The organism is Methylobacterium aquaticum, from assembly GCF_016804325.1.
GTDB lineage: Bacteria > Pseudomonadota > Alphaproteobacteria > Rhizobiales > Beijerinckiaceae > Methylobacterium > Methylobacterium aquaticum_C.
Window position 1 is genome coordinate 1170808 of sequence record NZ_CP043627.1, and the last position, 19193, is coordinate 1190000.

Here is a 19193-nt window from a genome sequence, read left to right on the forward strand (position 1 = left end):
GTACGGGGATGAGCGGAGCGATCATCCTGCTCTGCCCCATCAAGCAAGCGTCTTCATCGCGTCGGCACCCACGGCCGCGACAGCGCATACAGCCGGTGCCCGAACCCCCACGTCCGCAGGAAGCGCCTGGCGTAGCGCATGGGATCGTCGGCGAGGCGGCAATGCCGGCGCAAGATGTCGCGCGCGGCGTCCGCCTCGCCGATGTCGAGGAGCTGGCGGGCGTATTCGAGCATCAGGAAGTTGCGGTAGCGGCCGGCGGAGCGGACGAGGTGGGGCGGCACCGTGCCGTGGCGCAGGCGGGCGGTGAGCGTCCGGTCGAAGGGCGGCGGCAGCGGGCGCCGGCGCGACTGGTGGGCGAGCACGCTGGTCGGGTGGCCGTCGCGGTAGACGGCGGTCGGCTCGGCGACGTAGCGGAACGGCCCCTCGAAGGCGAGGCGGCACCAGGTGTCGGTGTCCTCGCCCATCACGGCGCCGACCGGGAAGAGCCCGGCGCGGATCAGGGCGCTGCGCGCCACCAGCACGCTGCTGGAATGCACGGCGTAGGGGTAGGTCGCGAGCAGGAACGCGAACACGTCGTCGACCCGCTGGTCGGGGATGTCGGCCTTCATCACCGGCGCGGCGCGGCTGGCGAGCAGGTGGTTGGCGAAGACCGCGACCGCATCCCCCTTCGAGGCCGCCGCCAGGAGGTTCTCGAGGTGCCGCCCAGCCCAGAGGTCGTCGGCGTCGAGGAAGGCGATCCAGTCGGCGCGCGCCGCGGCGACGCCCCGGTTGCGCGCCGCGGCGCTGCCGGCATTGGCCTGGCGGATCAGGCGGATGCGGGGATCGGTGAAGGCCGCGACGACCTCGCCGCCGCCATCCTGCGAGCCGTCGTCGACGACGATCAGCTCGAACGCCGCGAAGGTCTGCCGGAGCACCGCCTCGACGGTCTGCCCGATCACGTCCGCCTTTCCGTAGAGCGGGACGACGATGGAGACGGCGGGGTCAGAGGCGAGGAGAGACACCATGTCGGGGATCCCGGGCGTTGTGGGCGTCGCGTCGAGCCGCACCGGGTCCTTGAGTAGCAGGCGCCCTCCCGCCGGAGAGCCGCGCCTTCCGGCCATCGTCCCCCGGCCGGAGGGCGCAAGGGGTTACGGCCAAGGGATTACACGGTCTCCGGTTGATGAGTTCGCCTTAAGCATTGGCTTGGCGGTTTTGGGGATCCAGTGGAGGTTTGTGTGCGAACGGACGACGCCGGTATCGCTCGTCCACCCGCCTGTATCCGCCGGTGGCTCGGCCAGGTGCTGGCGCAGCCGATCGAGGACTTCCGGGGTCAGGATGCTGGGGGCGGCCCCGTCATCGCGACGCCGGTCATCCAGGGCCTCGGGTTCCTCGGCGTTGTAGCGCTCGCAGAGGCGACGCACCCAGCCCTCGCTGCAGGCCGTGGCCGCCGCAGCGTCAGCCAGCTGTGGCCTTTGGCCAGGAGCCAGATCGCCTGGATTTGACGGGCGGTGCGCCCCTCACGGCAGGCCGTGAAGCGCTTCTCCAACTCCGACACGCTCAAGCGTGCGACGAGGCCAGGCATTGGCAGCTTCCGTGACAGACAGCGCGTGCTCTCGGCCCGGATAACCGCCATCGGTTCAGCGCTGAGGTTAATCGCTAAACTGTCTCAATCAATCTGAGGCTGCATCAAGGCCTGTTTGAGTGGGACGATCTGACCAAAGCTGAAAGGGATCATGGCATATCTATCCTCCCACCTCAGGATGAGGCTGGAGGATAAGGCGATCCTGCCTTGCTCAAACCATTTATGGAAAATTCTGCTCAAACAGGCTCTCAGGGGCGTCCGCCAAACCAAGGGGGGATCAGTGAGGACTACTTGGTTTCTTGCGGGCGGGGCATGCGGAAGGGCAGCATGAACCGCACCAGCGGGTGGGTGAGCCGGTCGAGATCGAGCGATTCGTGGACCGGCCGCACCGCCTCGCCGCAGATCCGCGCCGAGAGCAGCGAGCGCGAGTAGAACGGCGCGTCCTCGAAGCGTCGCAGCACGGCTGCCCGGCCGTCGTCGCTGCGGGTGGCGCGCGGCAGGCGCCAGAGCGTGCGCGGCAGCACGGCCGGGATCGGTGGCGCGATCGGGCGCGGGGTGCCGTCGGGGTCGAAGCGCAGGGACAGGTCCTGGCGGCTGCCGTCGCGCCGCTCGACGTCGTAGAGGATCGCCGCGCCGTGCTCGAGCGTCGAACGCGACCAGGTCCAGCTCCTGAACGAGTGTTCCAGCGGCACGTCGCCCTCGTTGGTGTCGAAATAGGCGTGGCCGCTCCAGTTCAGCGAGGGCCTGTCGAACGCAACCTCGACCCGCGAGGAGGGGGCGAGCGGCCACCAGCGGTGGTGCCCGTCCGAATCGAGGGTGAAGGGGGCGGGCGTGAACCCGCCGGGCCGGACCCGGATCGTGCCGGAGAGCCGACGGGCAGGGGGGTCGTCACCTCGTCGACCCGGATCGTCAGGGTGGTGCCGTCCCAGTCGAGCGAGCTCGGGCCGATGGCGAGCGAAGTCGCGGTCCGGCTCACGTGGCGCCGGCTGCGCTCGGTCATCGCCCAGGCCTTGGGCTTGCCGTAGAGCACCACGTTGACGGCGGAATGGTTGATCGGGTCGCCGCGCCCGCTCCAGGCGTAGTAGGGCGAGAAGACACTGCCCAGGAACGCGATGACGGTCAGGCCGTGCTCGCCGTCGTCGCTCACCGCGTCGACGTACCACCAGGCATAGCCACCCGGCGCGACCGGGATATCGAAGCGAGGTCCTGCAACACGCTCGCGGCTGCCAGCCGGCCCGATTGCGCCGCCATCGGCACGCCCGGCCCCGGATGGACGCTGCCCCCGCGAGATACAGGCCCGGCAGCCGCGTGCGCGCCCCCGGACGGCGGAACGACGCCATCCAGCCGTGCGAGGCCCGGCCGTAGAGCGCCCCGCCCGTCGCCGGAAACAGCCGCTCGAACTCCGCCGGCCCGGTGACCGTCCGCGCCGTCTCGCTGATCGTCAGGCCGCAGGCGGAGAGCCGCCGGCTCATCGTGTCGTGGCATCGGGCGATCTCCTCAGGGCGCAAGGCGGCGCCGGTGGCCGGCGCGTTGACGAGGCAGAGCAGGGCTTCCGGAGCGGCGGACGGCATGCCGTCGTCGCCTCGATCCTGCGCGCAGACATAGACGGTGGGATCGCGCGGCAGGCGGCCAGCGCGGAGGTCGGCGAACTCGGCGGCGTAGTCGGGCGAGAAGAAGACGTTGTGGCGCACGAGGTCGAACCCGGCCGGCCGGCCCGCCACCGCGAAGGTCACGGCCGAGAGCGAACGGTCACGGGCCGGCACCGGATCGACCGCCCGGGCAGGGCCCGATCCGAACATCCCGTCGGCGAGGGCCGCCACGTCGGGATTCGCCACCACCCGGGTCGCCGGCAGCCGTTCGCCGGTCGCGAGCGTGACGCCGGTCACCCGTCCTCCCTCGACCGCGATGCCGGTCGCTTTCGTGCCGTAGCGCAGGATCGCCCCGCGCTCCGCGGCAAGGGCCGCGACGGCGGAAGCAAGCCGCGACAGCCCGCCCGATACGGTCCAGACGCCCTCCATCTCGACATGGGCGACCAGCATCAGGGTCGCAGGCGCCGAAAACGGCGAGGAGCCGCAATAGGTGGCGTAGCGGCCGAACAGCTGGCGCAGGCGCGGATCGTGAAAGTATTCGCCGAGCGCCGACCACAGGGTGGTGAAGGGCTGGATCCGCATCAGCCCACCCAAGCCCCGCGGACCGGCCCGGACCGCGAGGTCGGCGGGTCCCGGCCGCTGGCCGCGGATGAACGGTTCCTCGAGCGTGCGGTAGATCTCGCCTGCCCGGGCGCGGAAGCGCCGGAAGCCTTCCGCCTCGCGCGGTCCCGCGAAATCGGCGATGGCCGCCGCGGAGCGCTCCGAATCGGCGAAGAGATCGAGGCGCTCAGGCCCGCTCCAGGCGTGGCGGGCGAGGATCTCGGCGGGGGTGAGGGCGATCCGGGCGCCGAGATCCGCGCCGCACTCCGAAAAGATCTCCTCGAAGACCCAGCGCATGGTGAAGACGGTGGGACCGGCCTCGACCTCCCGCGACCCGGCCGGGATCCGGCGCATCTTGCCGCCGGGGTGCGCGGCTGTCTCGACCAGCGTCACCGGCAGTCCGGCGGCGGCGAGCTTCAGCGCGGCGACGAGCCCGCCGATTCCCGCCCCGATCACCACCACCCGTTCGTCGGCCACGCCGTTGATCTCCCACCGCAACAGTGTCAATCTAAGTTGACACTGTGAAATGTTCAAACGAAATGACACGCGGGAGAGACGCCATGGAACTCCTCACGGACGGCCTCGCGAATGGTCTGATGGATGACGGCCGGCGCATCGAGCGCGCCCTCGACGTGGCCGTGTCCTACGCGGAGGCACCCGGCGCGCCGCCGCGCCTGGCGGAGGCGATCCGCTACGCCGTGTTCCCGGGCGGGCACCGCATCCGGCCGCGGCTCTGCCTCGCGGTGGCGCGGGCCTGCGGCGACGACGATCCGGCGACGGCGGACGCGGCGGCGGCCGCGATCGAACTCCTGCACTGCGCCTCGCTGGTCCATGACGACCTGCCGTGCTTCGACGACGCGGCGTTGCGGCGCCAGAAGCCGACGGTCCACGTCGCCTATGGCGAGCCGGTGGCGCTCCTCACCGGCGACGCCCTGATCGTGCTGGCCTTCGAGACCCTGGCCCGGGTACGGCGCGCAGGCCCATGCGCCTCGCAGCGCTTGTCGGGCTGGTGGCGCGCGCGGTGGGCTCGCCCACCGGCATCGTGGCGGGACAGGCCTGGGAATCCGAGCCGCAGGTCGGCCTCTCGGTCTACCAGCAGGCCAAGACCGGCGCGCTCTTCGCCGCCGCGACCGTGACGGGCGCCGCCGCCGCCGGGGCCGAGCCGATGGGCTGGCGGCTGCTGGGCGAATATCTCGGCGAGGCCTATCAGGTCGCCGACGACCTGCGCGACGTCGCCTGCCGGCAGGAGGAGGTCGGCAAGCCGGTCGGCCGCGACGTGACCCTCGGGCGGCCGAACGCGGCGGCCCTGCTCGGCATGGACGGGGCGCTTCGCCGCCTCTCCGACCTCGCCCACGAGGCGATGGCGGTGATCCCCGATTGCCCCGGCGTCGCGGTGTTGCGGGAGGAGATCCTGGCCCAGACCCGGCTGTTCCTGCCGGCGCGGCTGGCGCAGAGCCTGGTGGCTTGAGGCGATGACCGGGGTGGCTCGCGCGCCATGCGGGGCGCTACGCCTCCGAACCCTCCCCCCTCTGCGGGGGAGGGTGGCCCGCGGAGCGGGCCGGGAGAGGGGACGCCGCTTCCGGATAACACTGAACCGTTCTGACGAGCGCCACCTCGATCAGCGTCGCGCTGCCCCTCTCCCGCCCGGCATCCGCCGGGCACCCTCCCCCGCAGAGGGGGGAGGGTCATGAGGCCCGAACCTCACGCCCTTCCAGCCACCTCGGTCGCGCCACCCCTCTGGCGCGACCGCCTCCTCGCCTGGCGCCACCGCCTGATCGCCAGCCCGCGCTTCCAGCGTTTCGCCGCCGCGTTCCCGCTCACTCGGCCGATCGCCCGGCGCAATGCCCGGGCGCTGTTCGATCTCTGCGCCGGCTTCGTCTACGCGCAGGTGCTTGCGGCGTGCCTGCGCCTCGACCTGTTCCGGATCCTCGCCGACGGGCCGCTCGCCCCCGACGAACTCGCCCGCCGCCTCGACCTGCCGCCCGACCGGACGCTCTGCCTCCTGCGCGCCGCCGCCTCTCTCGGCCTCCTGACGCATTTGCGCGACGGGCGCTTCGCCCTCGGCGATCTCGGCGCGGCGCTCCTCGGCAACCCCTCCGTCGCCGCGATGGTCGCGCATCATGCCATGCTCTACGACGACCTGCGCGATCCCGTGGCGCTGCTCCGCGGCACGCACGCACCGACCCGGCTCTCGGGCTACTGGGCCTATGCCGGGTCCGACGACCCGGCCGGCGTCGATGCGGCTTCGGTCGAATCCTACAGCGCCCTGATGGGCGCCTCGCAGGCGCTGGTCGCCCGCGACATCCTCGAGGCGTATCCGCTCGATCCTCACGCGCATCTGCTCGATGTCGGCGGCGGGGAGGGCGCCTTCGCGGTCGAGGCGGCGCGCAGCGCTCCCCACCTGCACGTTACGCTGTTCGATCTGCCGCCGGTCGCCGCCCGGGCCGAACGGCGCTTTGCCGCCGAGGGGCTGGCGGGGCGCATGACCGCCCGCGGAGGCAGCTTCCATGACGGGCTACTGCCCGGCGCCGACGCGGTGTCGCTGGTGCGCGTGATCCACGACCACGACGACGGGCCTGCCCTCGCTCTCCTGAAGGCAGCCCGCGCGGCGCTCCGTCCTGGCGGGACGCTCCTGCTCGCCGAGCCGATGGCCGGCACCCCCGGCGCCGAGCCGGTCGGCGACGCCTATTTCGGGTTTTACCTCCTCGCCATGGGCAGCGGCCGGCCGCGAACCGCGACCGAACTCACCGGGATGCTGGCGGCGGCCGGATTCGCGCGGGTGCGCGAGTGCCGGACCCGGCGCCCGATGCTGGTCCGCCTGCTCGTCGCCACGGCCCCCTCGGAGCCATCCGCCGTAAAAGTGTAAAGTAAACTTGACGCGGATAGCCGTCCATCTAAGATGACGATTGCCGCCCAGAACGGCAGTTCTCGCGAACAGGGGAGGGCCGTACCGCATGCACGCGCAGGCCGTGATCCTCGACCGTCCCGAACGGCTCGGCCTCGCCGACCTCGCTCTCGACGCGCCCGGCCCCACCGACGCGACCGTGGAGGTCTCCTGGAGCGGCATCAGCACCGGCACCGAGCGCCTGCTCTGGTCGGGGCGGATGCCGGACTTCCCCGGCATGGGCTACCCGCTGGTCCCGGGCTACGAATCGGTCGGTGTCGTCGTCGAGGCCGGCCCGGAATCCGGCCGCCGCGTCGGCGAGACGGTGTTCGTGCCGGGCGCCCGCTGCTTCGGGCCGGTCCGCGGGCTGTTCGGCGGCGCGGCCTCGCTCCTCGTCTCCAAGGGTCACCGGCTGCGGCCGATTCCCGAGTCGCTGGGCGAACGCGGCATCCTGCTGGCCCTCGCCGCCACCGCACGCCACGCGCTTCGAGGCAGCGCCGCGGAAGGGCGTCAGCTCGTCGTCGGGCACGGGGTGCTCGGCCGGCTCCTCGCCCGCCTGATGCGGGCATCCAGCCTCGATCCGGTGGTGTGGGAGCGCGATCCCGCCCGCCGCGGCAGCGAAGACTACCCGGTGATCGACCCGAGCCAGGACGACACCCGATACGCCCGCATCATCGATGCGAGCGGCGATGCCGGCCTTCTCGACACCCTGATCACCCGGCTCCAGCCCGGCGGCGAGGTGGTGCTGGCGGGCTTCTACGAGGCGCCGCTCTCCTTCGCCTTCCCGCCGGCCTTCCTGCGCGAGGCGCGCCTCCGCGTCGCGGCGCAGTGGCAGCCGCACGACCTCGACGCGGTGGCGGCGCTCGCCGGCACCGGCGCCCTGTCCCTCGACCGCCTCGTCACCCATCGCCGCCCGGCCGCGGATGCGCCTGACGCCTACCGCAAAGCCTTCGGCGATCCCGATTGCCTGAAGATGATCCTCGATTGGAGAGCCCAGCCATGAACGCTTCGCTGACCGGCGCCGCCCTCCAGGCCTCGATCCTGCGGGCCGAGGCCGCCATCCCGCCGGACCCGGTGCCGACCACCGCGACCCGCGAAACGCAGATCATCGCGATCTACGGCAAGGGCGGCATCGGCAAGAGCTTCACGCTCGCCAACCTGTCCTACACGCTGGCGCAGCAGGGCAAGCGGGTGCTGCTGATCGGCTGCGACCCGAAGAGCGACACGACCTCGCTGCTCTTCGGCGGCCGGGCCTGCCCGACGATCATCGAGACCTCGACCAAGCGCAAGCTCGCCGGCGAATCGGTCGAGATCGGCGACGTCTGCTTCAAGCGCGACGGCGTGTTCGCGATGGAGCTCGGCGGACCGGAAGTCGGCCGCGGCTGTGGCGGGCGCGGCATCATCCACGGCTTCGAGCTGCTCGAAAAGCTCGGCTTCCACGAATGGGGCTTCGACTACGTCCTGCTCGACTTTTTGGGCGACGTGGTCTGCGGCGGCTTCGGCCTGCCGATCGCCCGCGACATGTGCCAGAAGGTCATCGTCGTCGGCTCGAACGACCTGCAATCGCTCTACGTCGCCAACAACGTCTGCTCGGCGGTGGAGTATTTCCGCAAGCTCGGCGGCAATGTCGGCGTCGGCGGCCTCGTGATCAACAAGGATGACGGCACCGGCGAGGCGCAGGCCTTCGCCGAGGCCGCCGGCATCCCGATCCTCGCTTCGATTCCCGCGGACGACGACATCCGCAAGAAGAGCGCGAATTACGAGATCATCGGCCGGCCGGACGGGCGCTGGGGACCGCTCTTTGCCGAACTCGCCGACAATATCGGCACCGCCCTGCCGCACCGGCCGACGCCGCTCAGCCAGGACCAGCTGCTGGGCCTGTTCAAGGGCGAGGCGGTCGGGCGCGGCGTCGTCCTCGATCCGGCGAGCGACGCCGACATGCGCGGCCGGGCCGTCGCGCGGAAACCCTCCCTCGAAGTCGTCTACGAGGCGGTCTGACCATGGGCGCCTCCCTCGACCTCGCGGCGCTGCGCGCCCGAAAGCCCGTCGATGCCCCGATCAACCTGAAAGCGACGCGCCAGGACGGTCTCGGCTGCCATTCCGGCAAGGAGACGATGGCCCGAGCGGCGCAAGCCGCCGGCATGGGCGAGACGATGGACGCGTTGAGGCGCGACTACCCGACCGGCCCGCACGACCAGCCGCAGAGCATGTGCCCGGCCTTCGGGTCGCTGCGGGTGGGCCTCAGGATGCGCCGCACCGCCACGATCCTGTCGGGCTCGGCCTGCTGCGTCTACGGCCTCACCTTCACCTCGCATTTCTACGGCGCCCGGCGGACCGTCGGCTACGTGCCGTTCAATTCCGAGACCCTGGTCACCGGCAAGCTGTTCGAGGACATCCGCGACGCGGTGCGCGAGACCGCCGATCCGGCGCTCCACGACGCCGTCGTGGTCATCAACCTCTGCGTTCCGACGGCCTCCGGCGTGCCGCTGCGGCTGCTGCCGCGGGAGATCGACGGGGTGCGGATCATCGGCATCGACGTTCCGGGCTTCGGCGTGCCGACCCATGCCGAGGCCAAGGACGTGCTCGCCGGCGCCATGCTGAAGGTCGCACGCGGTGAGGCGGAGCACGGCCCCGTCGCCGCCCCGCGCCAGCCCCGGGACGGGCGCCCGACGATCGCGCTCTTGGGCGAGATGTTCCCGGCCGATCCGATGCAGATCGGGGCGCTGCTCGATCCGCTGGGCCTGAGCGCCGGCCCGGTCGTGCCGACGCGGGAATGGCGGGAATTGTACGCGGCGCTCGACTGCACGGCGGTCGCGGCGATCCACCCGTTCTACATCGCGTCCTTGCGCGAGTTCGAAGCGGCGGGCCGCCCGGCGGTCGCCTCCGCGCCGGTCGGCCATGACGGCACCGCCGCCTGGCTCGACGCGATCGGAGAGACCTGCGGCGTCTCCCCCGCGATGGTCGCGGCGGCCAAGAACCGGTTCCTGCCGGCGATCCGCGGCGCGCTCTCCGCCAACCCGATCCGCGGCCGGATCACGCTCACCGGCTACGAGGGCTCTGAGCTGCTGGTCGCCCGCCTCCTCGTCGAGAGCGGTGCCGAGGTGCCTTACGTCGGTACCGCCTGCCCGCGCACCAAGCACTCGGAGGCCGACCGCGACTGGCTCGAGGCCCATGGCTCGCGGGTGCAGTTCCGCGCCTCCCTGGAGCAGGATCTCGCGGCGGTCGAGGAATTCGGGCCCGACCTCGCCATCGGCACGACGCCGGTGGTGCAGAAGGCCAAGGAGCGGGCGATTCCCGCGCTCTACTTCACCAACCTGATCTCGGCCCGCCCGCTGATGGGCGTCGCAGGCGCCGGCTCGCTGGCGCAAGTGATCAACGGCGCCATGGCGCAACGCGACCGGTTCGACGCCATGCGGTCGTTCTTCGCCGGGGTCGGCACCGGCCATGCCGCCGGGATCTGGGAGGACGTGCCGAAGAAGCGCGCCGCGGTGAAGCGTGCGGCGCCCGAGAAGCCGGTCGGGGAGATGGCCTGATGCTCGTCCTCGATCACGACCGCGCCGGCGGCTATTGGGGCGCCGTCTACGTCTTCACCGCGGTGAAGGGCCTCCAGGTGGTCATCGACGGCCCGGTGGGCTGCGAGAACCTGCCGGTCACCTCGGTGCTGCACTACACCGACGCGCTGCCGCCGCACGAATTGCCGATCGTCGTCACGGGGCTCGCCGAGGAAGAACTCGGCCGCCACGGCACCGAGGGCGCGATGCGCCGCGCCCACGCGACCCTCGATCCGAAGGAGCCGAGCGTCGTCGTCACCGGCTCGATCGCCGAGATGATCGGCGGCGGTGTCACGCCCGAGGGCACCAACCTCCAGCGCTTCCTGCCCCGCACCATCGACGAGGACCAGTGGCAATCCGCCGACCGGGCCCTGTCCTGGCTCTGGGCCGAGTACGGCGCCAAGAAAGCCGCGAAGAAGGGCATGATCCCGCCCCGGCCGGAGCGGGCGCCGGGGGTGAAACCCCGCGTCAACCTGATCGGCCCGGCCTACGGCACCTTCAACATGCCCTCCGACCTTGCCGAGATCCGGCGCCTCGTCGAGGGCATCGGGGCCGAGGTGAACCTGGTCTTTCCGCTGGGCAGCCACCTCGCCGACATCCCGCGCCTCGTCGAGGCCGACGCCAATATCTGCCTCTACCGCGAATTCGGGCGGCTGCTCTGCGAAGCCCTCGATCGGCCCTACCTCCAGGCGCCGATCGGCGTCCACAGCACCACCAAGTTCCTGCGGGCGCTCGGAGAGATCCTGGGCGTCGATCCCGAGCCGTTCATCGAGCGGGAGAAGCACACGACCCTGAAGCCCCTGTGGGACCTCTGGCGCTCGGTGACGCAGGACTTCTTCGCCTCGGCGAGCTTCGGCGTGGTGGCGACCGACACCTACGCTCGCGGCCTGCGAAACTTCCTCGAAGACGAGATGGGCCTGCCCTGCCGGTTCGCGTTCTCGCGAAAGGCCGGCGCCAAGCCCGACAACGCGGCGGTCCGGCAGGCCATCCGCGAGACGCCGCCGCTGGTGCTGTTCGGCTCCTACAACGAGCGCCTCTATCTCGCCGAGAGCGGGGGAGGGCGGTGTTCATCCCGGCCTCGTTCCCCGGGGCCGTGGTCCGGCGCCATACCGGCACGCCGTTCATGGGCTATTCCGGCGCGACCTACCTGGTCCAGGAAGTCTGCAACGCGCTGTTCGACGCGCTCTTCCACATCCTGCCGCTGTCGCGGGACATGGACGCCGTCGAGGCGACGCCGGCCCGCACGCACCGCGCCCTGCCCTGGGACGACGAGGCCCGCGAGCGCCTCGACGCCTCGGTGGAGGAGAGCCCGGTCCTGGTGCGGATCTCCTTCGCCAAGCGCCTGCGCGACGCCGCCGAGCGCGAGGCCGCGCGCGCCGGGTCCGACAGCGTGACCGGCATGTGCGTCGAGCGCGCCCGCATCGCCCTCGCGGCGGCCTGACGCCGAAGCTTTTCCGGCGCGGCCCCCGCCGCGCCGGCCACGGAAGACGCCGCGCGAATCCCCGCGGGCCAGGGAGGAGATCAGCGATCATGAGAGCCGGAACCATGTCCCGTTCGTTCTTCACGGTGTCGCGGTCCCGTTCGGAGGCAGTCCAGTTCAGGGCCTTCCTGGCGGCGACCTACCCGGTCTTCCTGGCCGCCGCCCTGGTGCAGCGCCTGCGCCCCGCCGCCGGGCCCCGCCGCTCGGTCTTCGTCGAGGCGCGGGCGATGGCGCTCTCGGCGATTCCCTTCGCCTTCATGGGATGAGGTCCCGTCCGGGGTGAGGCGCCCCGGGCTGCCCGCCCGTCGAATCCGAGTTTCCGCCGCCATCCCCCGCGGCGGAGAGACCGCCCGTCCGTCACGGCCGGGCAAAGCCGCGCGGGAGCCCCCGCGCGGATCCGCATCCGGAGGTTCGGCAATGGCCAACGGCATGGACAAACCCAGCGTACTGTCAGGACTCACCGAAGAGGAGGCGAAGGAATTCCACGGGATCTTCGTCACCAGCTTCATCATCTTCACGGCGATCGCGGTCGTCGCGCACTTCCTCGTCTGGCTGTGGCGGCCCTGGCTGCCCGGGCCCAACGGCTACTCGGCGCTGGAAAGCAGCGTGAAGGTCGCCGCCACCAGCATCATGCCCTTCTTCTCGTAGGCAAGGAGTGATCGCCATGCACAAGGTCTGGCTTCTCTTCGATCCGCGCCGCACGCTCGTCGCGCTCTTCACCTTCCTGTTCGTCCTCGCGCTGCTGATCCACTTCATCCTGCTCAGCACCAACCGGTTCAACTGGCTGGAGGGCCCGGCGGCGAAGCGGGCGGAGATCGCGCAGACCCACGTCCTGCCGACCTGAACCGGCCGGCGGACCGGGCGCCCCGCACGGGAGTGCCCTCGCACCGCGGACGGGCGTCGAGCCCGCCCGCGGCCACCACGCTTTCGCGGACGGGGAGGGCCGCGCCCATGGCCATGCTGAACTTCGAGCGCAAATACCGGGTCCGCGGCGGCACTCTGCTCGGCGGCGACCTGTTCGATTTCTGGGTCGGGCCGTTCTATGTCGGCTTCTTCGGCGTGCTGGGGCTGTTCTTCACCCTGCTCGGCACCGGCCTGATCGTCTGGGGCGCAGCTTTGGGCCCGACCTGGAACGTCTGGCAGATCAACATCGCGCCGCCCGACCTCAAATACGGGCTGGCGCTGGCGCCCTTACGCGAAGGCGGCCTGTGGCAGATCATCACCTTCTGCGCCGTCGGGTCGTTCTCCTGCTGGGCCCTGCGCGAGGTCGAGATCTGCCGCAAGCTCGGCATGGGCTACCACGTGCCCTTCGCCTTCTCGGTCGCGATCTTCGCCTACGTCACCCTGGTGGTGGTCCGCCCGTTCCTGATGGGCGCCTGGGGCCATGGCTTCCCGTACGGGATCCTCAGCCACCTCGATTGGGTGTCGAACGTCGGCTACCAGTATCTGCACTTCCACTACAATCCGGCGCACATGCTCGGCGTGACGTTCTTCTTCACGACGACCTTCGCGTTGTCGCTGCACGGCTCGCTGATCCTGTCCTCGACGAACCCGCCGAAGGGCGAGGTGGTCAAGACCCCGAGCACGAGGACACCTTCTTCCGCGACACGATCGGCTACTCGATCGGCACGATCGGCATCCATCGCCTCGGCCTGTTCCTCGCCCTCTCGGCGGGGTTCTGGAGCGCCGTCTGCATCGTCATCAGCGGCCCGTTCTGGACCCGCGGCTGGCCCGAATGGTGGGGCTGGTGGCTGAGCCTGCCGATCTGGCGCTGAGTTCGTCCACCTGCGTTTCGAGACACCACCCTTCAGAAGGCATCCGCCGCCATGGGGTATTACCAGAACATCTACACCCAGGTTCAGGTCCATCCGCTCCACCCGGAGGCCGGGGTCGAGATTCCGGAGATCGAGAACCGCGCCGGGCAGGGCGGCTTCAGCTACCTCGCCGGCCTCGTCGGCAACGCCCAGATCGGCCCGATCTATCTCGGCACCCTCGGTACGATGTCGCTCGCCTGCGGCTTCATCGCCATCGAGATCATCGGGTTGAACATGTGGGCCTCGGTGAACTGGGACCCGGTCCAGTTCATCCGCCAGCTGCCCTGGCTCGCCCTCGAGCCGCCCCGACCGGAATACGGGCTCACGATCCTGCCGCCGCTCGCCGAGGGCGGCTGGTGGCTGATCGCCGGCTTCTTCCTCACCGCGTCGATCCTGCTGTGGTGGGTCCGGCTGTTCCGCCGCGCCCAGGCGCTCGGCATGGGCTACCACGTGCCCTGGGCCTTCGCCTCGGCGATCTGGCTCTACCTGGTGCTCGGCTTCATCCGGCCGATCCTGATGGGAAGCTGGAGCGAGGCGGTGCCGTTCGGCATCTTCCCCCACCTCGACTGGACCGCGGCGTTCTCGCTGCGCTACGGCAACCTCTTCTACAACCCGTTCCACATGCTCTCGATCGTCTTCCTGTACGGATCGACGATGCTGTTTGCCATGCACGGTGCCACCATCCTGGCGGTGAGCCGCTACGGCGGCGAGCGTGAGATCGAGCAGATCGTCGATCGCGGCACCGCGACCGAGCGCGCCGCCCTGTTCTGGCGCTGGACCATGGGCTTCAACGCCACGATGGAATCGGTCCATCGCTGGCTGTGGTGGTTCGCCTTCCTCACCACGCTCACCGGCGGCATCGGCATCCTGCTCACCGGCACGGTGGTCGACAACTGGTACCTCTGGGCGGTCAAGCACGGCGTCGCGCCGCATTACCCGCAGATCTACGGCCCGGTGGTGGATCCGCTCGCCAACCCGGGAGGCACGCCATGAAGCTCGCGCTCCAAATCCTCGGCGTCGTGGTGGCGGTGCTGCTCACCGGCGCGATGTTCGGCACCGCGGGCTGGACCCGGCCCCCGGTCCGCTCCGAGCAGACCGGATTCCGCGGCACCGGCATGGTGCAGGTGCAGAATCCCCGCACCCTCGCGGTCAAGCTCGACGAGAACGCCGCCCCGGCACCCCAGGACCCCGTCCCACCCGGCGGCGAACTCGCCACGCAGACCTACCAGAACGTCAAGGTGCTCACCGACCTCTCGACCGACCAGTTCAACCGCGTGATGGTCTCGATCACCGAGTGGGTCGCTCCGAGCAGGGCTGCGCCTATTGCCACAACGTCGAGAACATGGCCGACGACAGCGTCTACGCGAAGACCGTGGCGCGCTCGATGCTCCGGATGGTCCGGCACATCAACGCCGACTGGAAGAACCACGTCGGCGAGACCGGCGTGACCTGCTACACCTGCCACCGCGGCAACCCGGTGCCGAAGGCGGTCTGGCACGACAATCCCGGGCCGCCCCACGCGCAGGGCTTCGCCGCCCGGGCCAACGGCCAGAACCACCCGGCGCCCGAGGCCGGCCTGTCCTCGCTCAACCTCGATCCGTACCAGGGCCTGCTCGACGATGCGGCCATCGACCAGAACGCCATCCGGGTCGCTGCGACGACGGCCCTGCCCACCAGCCCGTCGAAGCCGCTCCAGACCACGGAGAAGACCTACGCCCTGATGATCCACATGGCGGAGGGATTGGGCGTCAACTGCACCTACTGCCACAACAGCCGCGCCTTCTCGTCCTGGGAGGAGAGCACCCCGAAGCGCGTCACCGCCTGGCACGGCATCCGGATGGTGCGCGACATCAACGGCAACTTCATCACGCCCCTGACGCCCGTGCTGCCCGAGGCCCGGCTCGGGCCGGAGGGCGACCCGCCGAAGGCCAACTGCACCACCTGCCACCAGGGCTTGCCCAAGCCCCTCAACGGCGCCCAGATGCTCAAGGATTATCCCGAGCTCGCCGGAACGCCGATGCCGGCAGCGAAGTAGGGGCTATCGATCGGGATCGCACGACGAGGCCCCGGTTTCGCAAGGAACCGGGGCTCTTTCACGTTCACATGACCGATGACGCACAATCGATTGCCTGCGATCGAAGCGTAACGTCGCTGTCCCGGCTCGATCATCGACTTCTGGTCATCTCATGACGATTTGCCGCATCGGCGGAATCAGGGCCTCGCGGAGTTGGATCGATACGTGCGACGGCGGATGTCCGCCCGTGCGCCAGTCAACCACCGCCCGTCCCAGGGCGCATCCCGGAGGCAACGGCCATGGGCGATTCCGGCCTGATCTACATGCTCGCCTTCACGACCTTCGCGCTGGTCATCCTGTTCCTGATCTGGCAGCGGATGCGCGTCCAGCGCGCCAAGGAGACCGGCGAGCGATCGAGCTTCACCGACCACCATGGCGGTGCGCCACGGCCGCATCAGGGGGTGGATCGGCCGTAAGCCGGCCGTCGATCGTGTCGAGGGAAAGGTGCCCTGCAGGCCGAATCGGAACGCCGAGGTCCCGGTCTTTGACGTGACAGCGAGGTCGTGCAGGGTGCTGGATTTGATCGCCTCCGGCAGCGCGACCTCGAACCTGTCGAGATCCGCCACGAAATCCCCGAGCACGATCGTGCCGCCGCCGAGGGTCGCGCCCGAGAAGCTCCAGCCCGCCTCTTGCCCGCGATACGAGATCCCCAGGTGGATGTCGGTCACGCGGAGCGGGCCGATGTCCCCGGCGTTCCCGGCCTCGATTTCGAAGCGGTCGTACGACGATGCCAGGCCGGCGACGAAGCCGAGAGGCTCGATCGTCAGCCCAGCGTCGGCGCGCCGATCGATCGACCGCAGGCTGAAGCGGTCGTTTTCCGCCATCATCCGATCCGTATCCGTCTCCGGCGTGGAGGCGACCGCGTCCAGGGGGATGACCTGCTCGATATCGCGGCGCCCGCGCAGCCGCTCGAAGAACTCCTCCACAACGACGAAGGTCGCGACCGCCCGGTCGCACTCTCCGCATCCCGGCGGCCCGGGTCTTGGCACGAACAGGCCGAACCCCTTGCCATGCGAGGCCTAAGTCGAGTCTCGATGATAGTCAGACGGCGCTGACGGCAGCCAAGGTGAGGGCCGAGGCGACATTGCGGGCACTCTTGTCGTCGCGGGTGGCGATGTGGTGGGAGTCCGTCAGGCGGCAAATCAATGCCTCGACCCGCCAGCGGTCGCGATCTTGCCCCAACGCTCGTTGACGATCTCGAAGATGTCGCTCGCGTGAATGAAAATGGAATCCTGCGGGCCCACCGATCGCCACTTCAGGCTCATCGCGAGCATTTTCGTTCCATAATCATCCTTATGCGAATTTCCCCCATGGAGTGAGGCCTTTTCGCTCGGGCGACCATAAGCAGTTCGGTTCAGTCCGGCGATCGGCGGGGCGAGCACTCGCCCCGCCACTTTCCCGCTATCCTAGAGCCTGGTTGGCCAGGGTGAAGACCCGGGCCGGGCCGATCCGGCGCGGCTGGCCCCGGGTCATCGTCACCGACACGTCGACATTGGCGAGGCCGCTTGCCTCCACGAACGCGACGAGCGGCCCGCTGCTCTCCGGCGTGTCGATGCGCAGGAACGCGCCGGCATGGGCCCGTACGTGCGGGCTGAGCAGCGCGACGGCGGCCTCGGCGTCCGGCGCAATAGTCGGGCCCGCGATGTGGCCGCGGCCGAAAGGCCGGCAGGTCGAGTATCCCGCGACGCGGCCTTCCACCTCCAGGACGACGGTGCGGCCCACCCCGCGCAGCGCGTCGAGCAGCCGGGACCGGTCGCCGCCGACCGCCTCGCAATCGAGCGCGGCGATGGCGGGCCAATCGGCTTCGGTCGCCGGGCGCACCCGCGGGTCGTCGATCGCGGCCGAGGCGGTGGCGATGCCCTGGAACTGCGTGTTGCTGCCGGTGACGCGAAAGCCCTCGGATTCGTAGAGGGGGCGGCCCGCCACCGTGGAGGTCAGCCGGATGGTGCGGTCGCCGGCGGCGGAGAACAGCGCCCGCATCAGCCGCCGGCCGGTCCCCTTGCCCTGCATCTGCGGCGAGACGATCACCATGCCGATGGTGGCGAGACCCTCGCCGAAGGGCCACCACATCGCCGAACCCATCACGCGGCCGGCCGCGTCGCAGGTCACCAGGCCGTGACCGACCTCGAGCATCATCCGCCAGTCCTCCGCCCGGTGCGGCCAGCGCGCCTCGACCGAGAGGCCGTGGGCCGCCTCGATGTCGGCGTCGGTCATCGGGCGGATCGTCGGGGCGGCATCGGCCGCGGCGGTCGGGGCTGCATGGGTCATCGCGTCGGGTTTCCAGTCTGGGCAGGGATCGAAGGAGGCGCCCCGCCTCGCAGCGAGAGCCGGGGCGCCGGAGGGAGGACGACGGTCAGAGACCGCCCATCAGAGACCGCCCATGTGGAGCGATTTGAGCTCGAGGTACTCGTCGATGCCGTAGGCCGAGCCCTCGCGGCCGAGGCCCGACTGCTTGATGCCGCCGAAGGGCGCCGCCTCCAGCGAGACCGTGCCGGTGTTGAGCCCGACCATGCCGAATTCCAGCGCCTCGCCGACCCGCCAGGCGCGGCGGATGTCGGAGGTGTAGAAGTACGAGGCGAGACCGAACGGCGTCGCGTTGGCGACGGCGATGGCATCCTCCTCGCGCGAGAAGCGCATCAGCGGGGCGAGCGGCCCGAACGTCTCCTCGACGGCGAGGCGCATCTCCGTGTCGGCTCCCGTGAGCACCAGCGGCGGTACGAAGCGGCCGCGGACGGCGTCGGGATCGCCGGCGACCAGCCGGGCGCCCTGCTTGAGCGCGTCGTCGAGATGCGCCGTCACCTTGGCGGCGGCGGCATCGTTGATCAGCGGGCCGATCGTGACCCCGGCCTCGAAGCCGTTGCCGACCCGGAGCCCGGCCGCCGCCTCGGCGAGGCGGGCGGCGAAGCGGTCGTGGATGCCGTCCTGCACCAGGATCCGGTTGGCGCAGACGCAGGTCTGACCGGCATTGCGGAACTTCGACGCCATCACGCCGGCGATCGCCTGGTCGAGATCGGCATCGTCGAACACGATGAACGGCGCGTTGCCGCCGAGCTCCAGGCTCAGCCGCTTGATGGTGGGCGCCGATTGCGCCATCAGCAGCCGCCCGACGGCCGTCGAGCCGGTGAAGGACAGCTTGCGCACCGTCTCGCTGCCGGTCATCTCGGCGCCGATCGGTGCGGCTTCACCGGTGACGACGCTGAACACGCCCTTCGGCACCCCTGCCCGCTCGGCCAGCACCGCCAGCGCCAGCGCCGAGAACGGCGTCAGGTCGGCGGGCTTGACCACGATCGGGCAGCCGGCGGCGAAGGCCGGCGCCACCTTGCGGGTGATCATCGCGATCGGGAAGTTCCACGGCGTGATCGCCGCGCAGACGCCGACCGGCTCCTTGAGCACCAGCACCCGGCGGTCGCCGAGCGGAGCGGTGAACACGTCGCCGGTGATGCGGCGGGCTTCCTCCGCGAACCACTTCACGAAGCTCGCCCCGTAGGCGACCTCGCCGCGGGCCTCAGCCAGCGGCTTGCCCTGCTCGGCGGTCATGATCGCCGCCAGATCCTCGGCATTCTCGAGGATCAGGGCGTTCCAGCGCTCCAGGATCGCGGCGCGCTCGGACGGCGAGGTGCGGCGCCAGGCCGGAAACGCG

Annotated in this window: 14 protein-coding genes and 6 pseudogenes (1 of these 20 running past the window's edge); 12 read left to right on the forward strand and 8 right to left on the reverse strand. The window is 70.6% G+C overall.

All coding sequences use genetic code 11. The annotated features are described in order from the left end of the window. Positions 1-53 precede the first annotated feature (53 nt). The 4 genes and pseudogenes from F1D61_RS05135 to crtD form a co-directional block, all read right to left on the reverse strand. Positions 54-1004, reverse strand: a complete 951-nt coding sequence (locus F1D61_RS05135) for a glycosyltransferase family 2 protein (protein WP_203156784.1) — start codon at positions 1002-1004, stop codon at positions 54-56. A 123-nt stretch (positions 1005-1127) separates the two neighbouring features. Then, positions 1128-1466 (reverse strand): helix-turn-helix domain-containing protein, encoded by a 339-nt coding sequence (locus tag F1D61_RS35255; protein ID WP_432443289.1) that lies wholly within the window; start codon positions 1464-1466, stop codon positions 1128-1130. 382 nt (positions 1467-1848) lie between these two features. Next, positions 1849-2753, reverse strand: a pseudogene (locus F1D61_RS05145) (carotenoid 1,2-hydratase). After that, a pseudogene (gene crtD, locus F1D61_RS05150) lies at positions 2705-4227 on the reverse strand (1-hydroxycarotenoid 3,4-desaturase CrtD). Before crtD ends, F1D61_RS05145 begins: the two co-directional pseudogenes overlap by 49 nt. A gap of 119 nt (positions 4228-4346) precedes the next feature. Between crtD and F1D61_RS05155 the strand changes: the two are divergent. The 12 genes and pseudogenes from F1D61_RS05155 to pufC all read left to right on the forward strand — a co-directional run bounded on the left by F1D61_RS05155 (position 4347) and on the right by pufC (position 15514). Continuing rightward, positions 4347-5218 (forward strand): annotated as a pseudogene (locus tag F1D61_RS05155) (polyprenyl synthetase family protein). Positions 5219-5437: 219 nt separating this feature from the next. After that, positions 5438-6616: a methyltransferase gene (locus F1D61_RS05160; RefSeq protein WP_203156786.1), complete on the forward strand. Its 1179-nt coding sequence runs from the start codon at positions 5438-5440 to the stop codon at positions 6614-6616. A gap of 88 nt (positions 6617-6704) precedes the next feature. After that, positions 6705-7637 (forward strand): chlorophyll synthesis pathway protein BchC, encoded by a 933-nt coding sequence (bchC, locus tag F1D61_RS05165; RefSeq protein ID WP_203156787.1) that lies wholly within the window; start codon positions 6705-6707, stop codon positions 7635-7637. Continuing rightward, positions 7634-8632 carry a chlorophyllide a reductase iron protein subunit X gene (locus F1D61_RS05170; RefSeq protein WP_203156788.1) on the forward strand — a complete coding sequence of 333 codons (999 nt, stop codon included), beginning with the start codon at positions 7634-7636 and terminating at the stop codon, positions 8630-8632. The genes bchC and F1D61_RS05170 overlap by 4 nt, the downstream gene beginning before the upstream one ends. Before the next feature lie 2 nt (positions 8633-8634). Continuing rightward, a complete protein-coding gene (bchY, locus tag F1D61_RS05175) occupies positions 8635-10167 on the forward strand; it encodes a chlorophyllide a reductase subunit Y (protein ID WP_203156789.1) in 1533 nt (510 codons plus the stop codon). Next, positions 10167-11626: pseudogene (bchZ, locus tag F1D61_RS05180) on the forward strand (chlorophyllide a reductase subunit Z). The gene bchY and the pseudogene bchZ overlap by 1 nt, the downstream one beginning before the upstream one ends. Positions 11627-11715: 89 nt before the next feature. Continuing rightward, a complete protein-coding gene (locus F1D61_RS05185; RefSeq protein ID WP_246775721.1) occupies positions 11716-11931 on the forward strand; it encodes a hypothetical protein in 216 nt (71 codons plus the stop codon). Positions 11932-12082: 151 nt separating this feature from the next. Then, the gene (pufB, locus tag F1D61_RS05190) at positions 12083-12313 is read left to right on the forward strand and encodes a light-harvesting antenna LH1, beta subunit (protein ID WP_203156790.1); all 231 of its coding nucleotides are present in this window, start codon (positions 12083-12085) and stop codon (positions 12311-12313) included. Between the two features lie 16 nt (positions 12314-12329). Further along, positions 12330-12509, forward strand: coding sequence for a light-harvesting antenna LH1, alpha subunit (pufA, locus tag F1D61_RS05195; RefSeq protein WP_203156791.1), 180 nt, complete (start codon positions 12330-12332; stop codon positions 12507-12509). Between the two features lie 107 nt (positions 12510-12616). After that, positions 12617-13440 (forward strand): annotated as a pseudogene (pufL, locus tag F1D61_RS05200) (photosynthetic reaction center subunit L). A gap of 51 nt (positions 13441-13491) precedes the next feature. Next, entirely contained in the window at positions 13492-14472 is a 981-nt protein-coding gene (pufM, locus tag F1D61_RS05205) for a photosynthetic reaction center subunit M (RefSeq protein ID WP_203156792.1), read from the forward strand. 122 nt (positions 14473-14594) lie between these two features. Beyond that, positions 14595-15514, forward strand: a pseudogene (gene pufC, locus F1D61_RS05210) (photosynthetic reaction center cytochrome PufC). Positions 15515-15690: 176 nt separating this feature from the next. On the opposite strand, the gene F1D61_RS05215 reads toward pufC, so the two are convergent. The 4 genes from F1D61_RS05215 to F1D61_RS05225 form a co-directional block, all read right to left on the reverse strand. After that, positions 15691-16479, reverse strand: a complete 789-nt coding sequence (locus F1D61_RS05215; RefSeq protein WP_203156793.1) for a hypothetical protein — start codon at positions 16477-16479, stop codon at positions 15691-15693. A gap of 216 nt (positions 16480-16695) precedes the next feature. After that, entirely contained in the window at positions 16696-16827 is a 132-nt protein-coding gene (locus tag F1D61_RS35260) for a hypothetical protein (RefSeq protein WP_432443209.1), read from the reverse strand. Between the two features lie 127 nt (positions 16828-16954). After that, on the reverse strand, positions 16955-17821 hold the full coding sequence (locus F1D61_RS05220) for a GNAT family N-acetyltransferase (protein WP_203156794.1): 867 nt from the start codon (positions 17819-17821) through the stop codon (positions 16955-16957). 99 nt (positions 17822-17920) lie between these two features. Continuing rightward, positions 17921-19193, reverse strand: partial view of an NAD-dependent succinate-semialdehyde dehydrogenase gene (locus F1D61_RS05225; RefSeq protein WP_203156795.1) — the 3' portion only. It continues 188 nt past the right edge of the window; only the last 1273 of its 1461 coding nucleotides appear in the window; the start codon falls outside the window, past its right edge — the gene reads right to left on this strand; its stop codon occupies positions 17921-17923.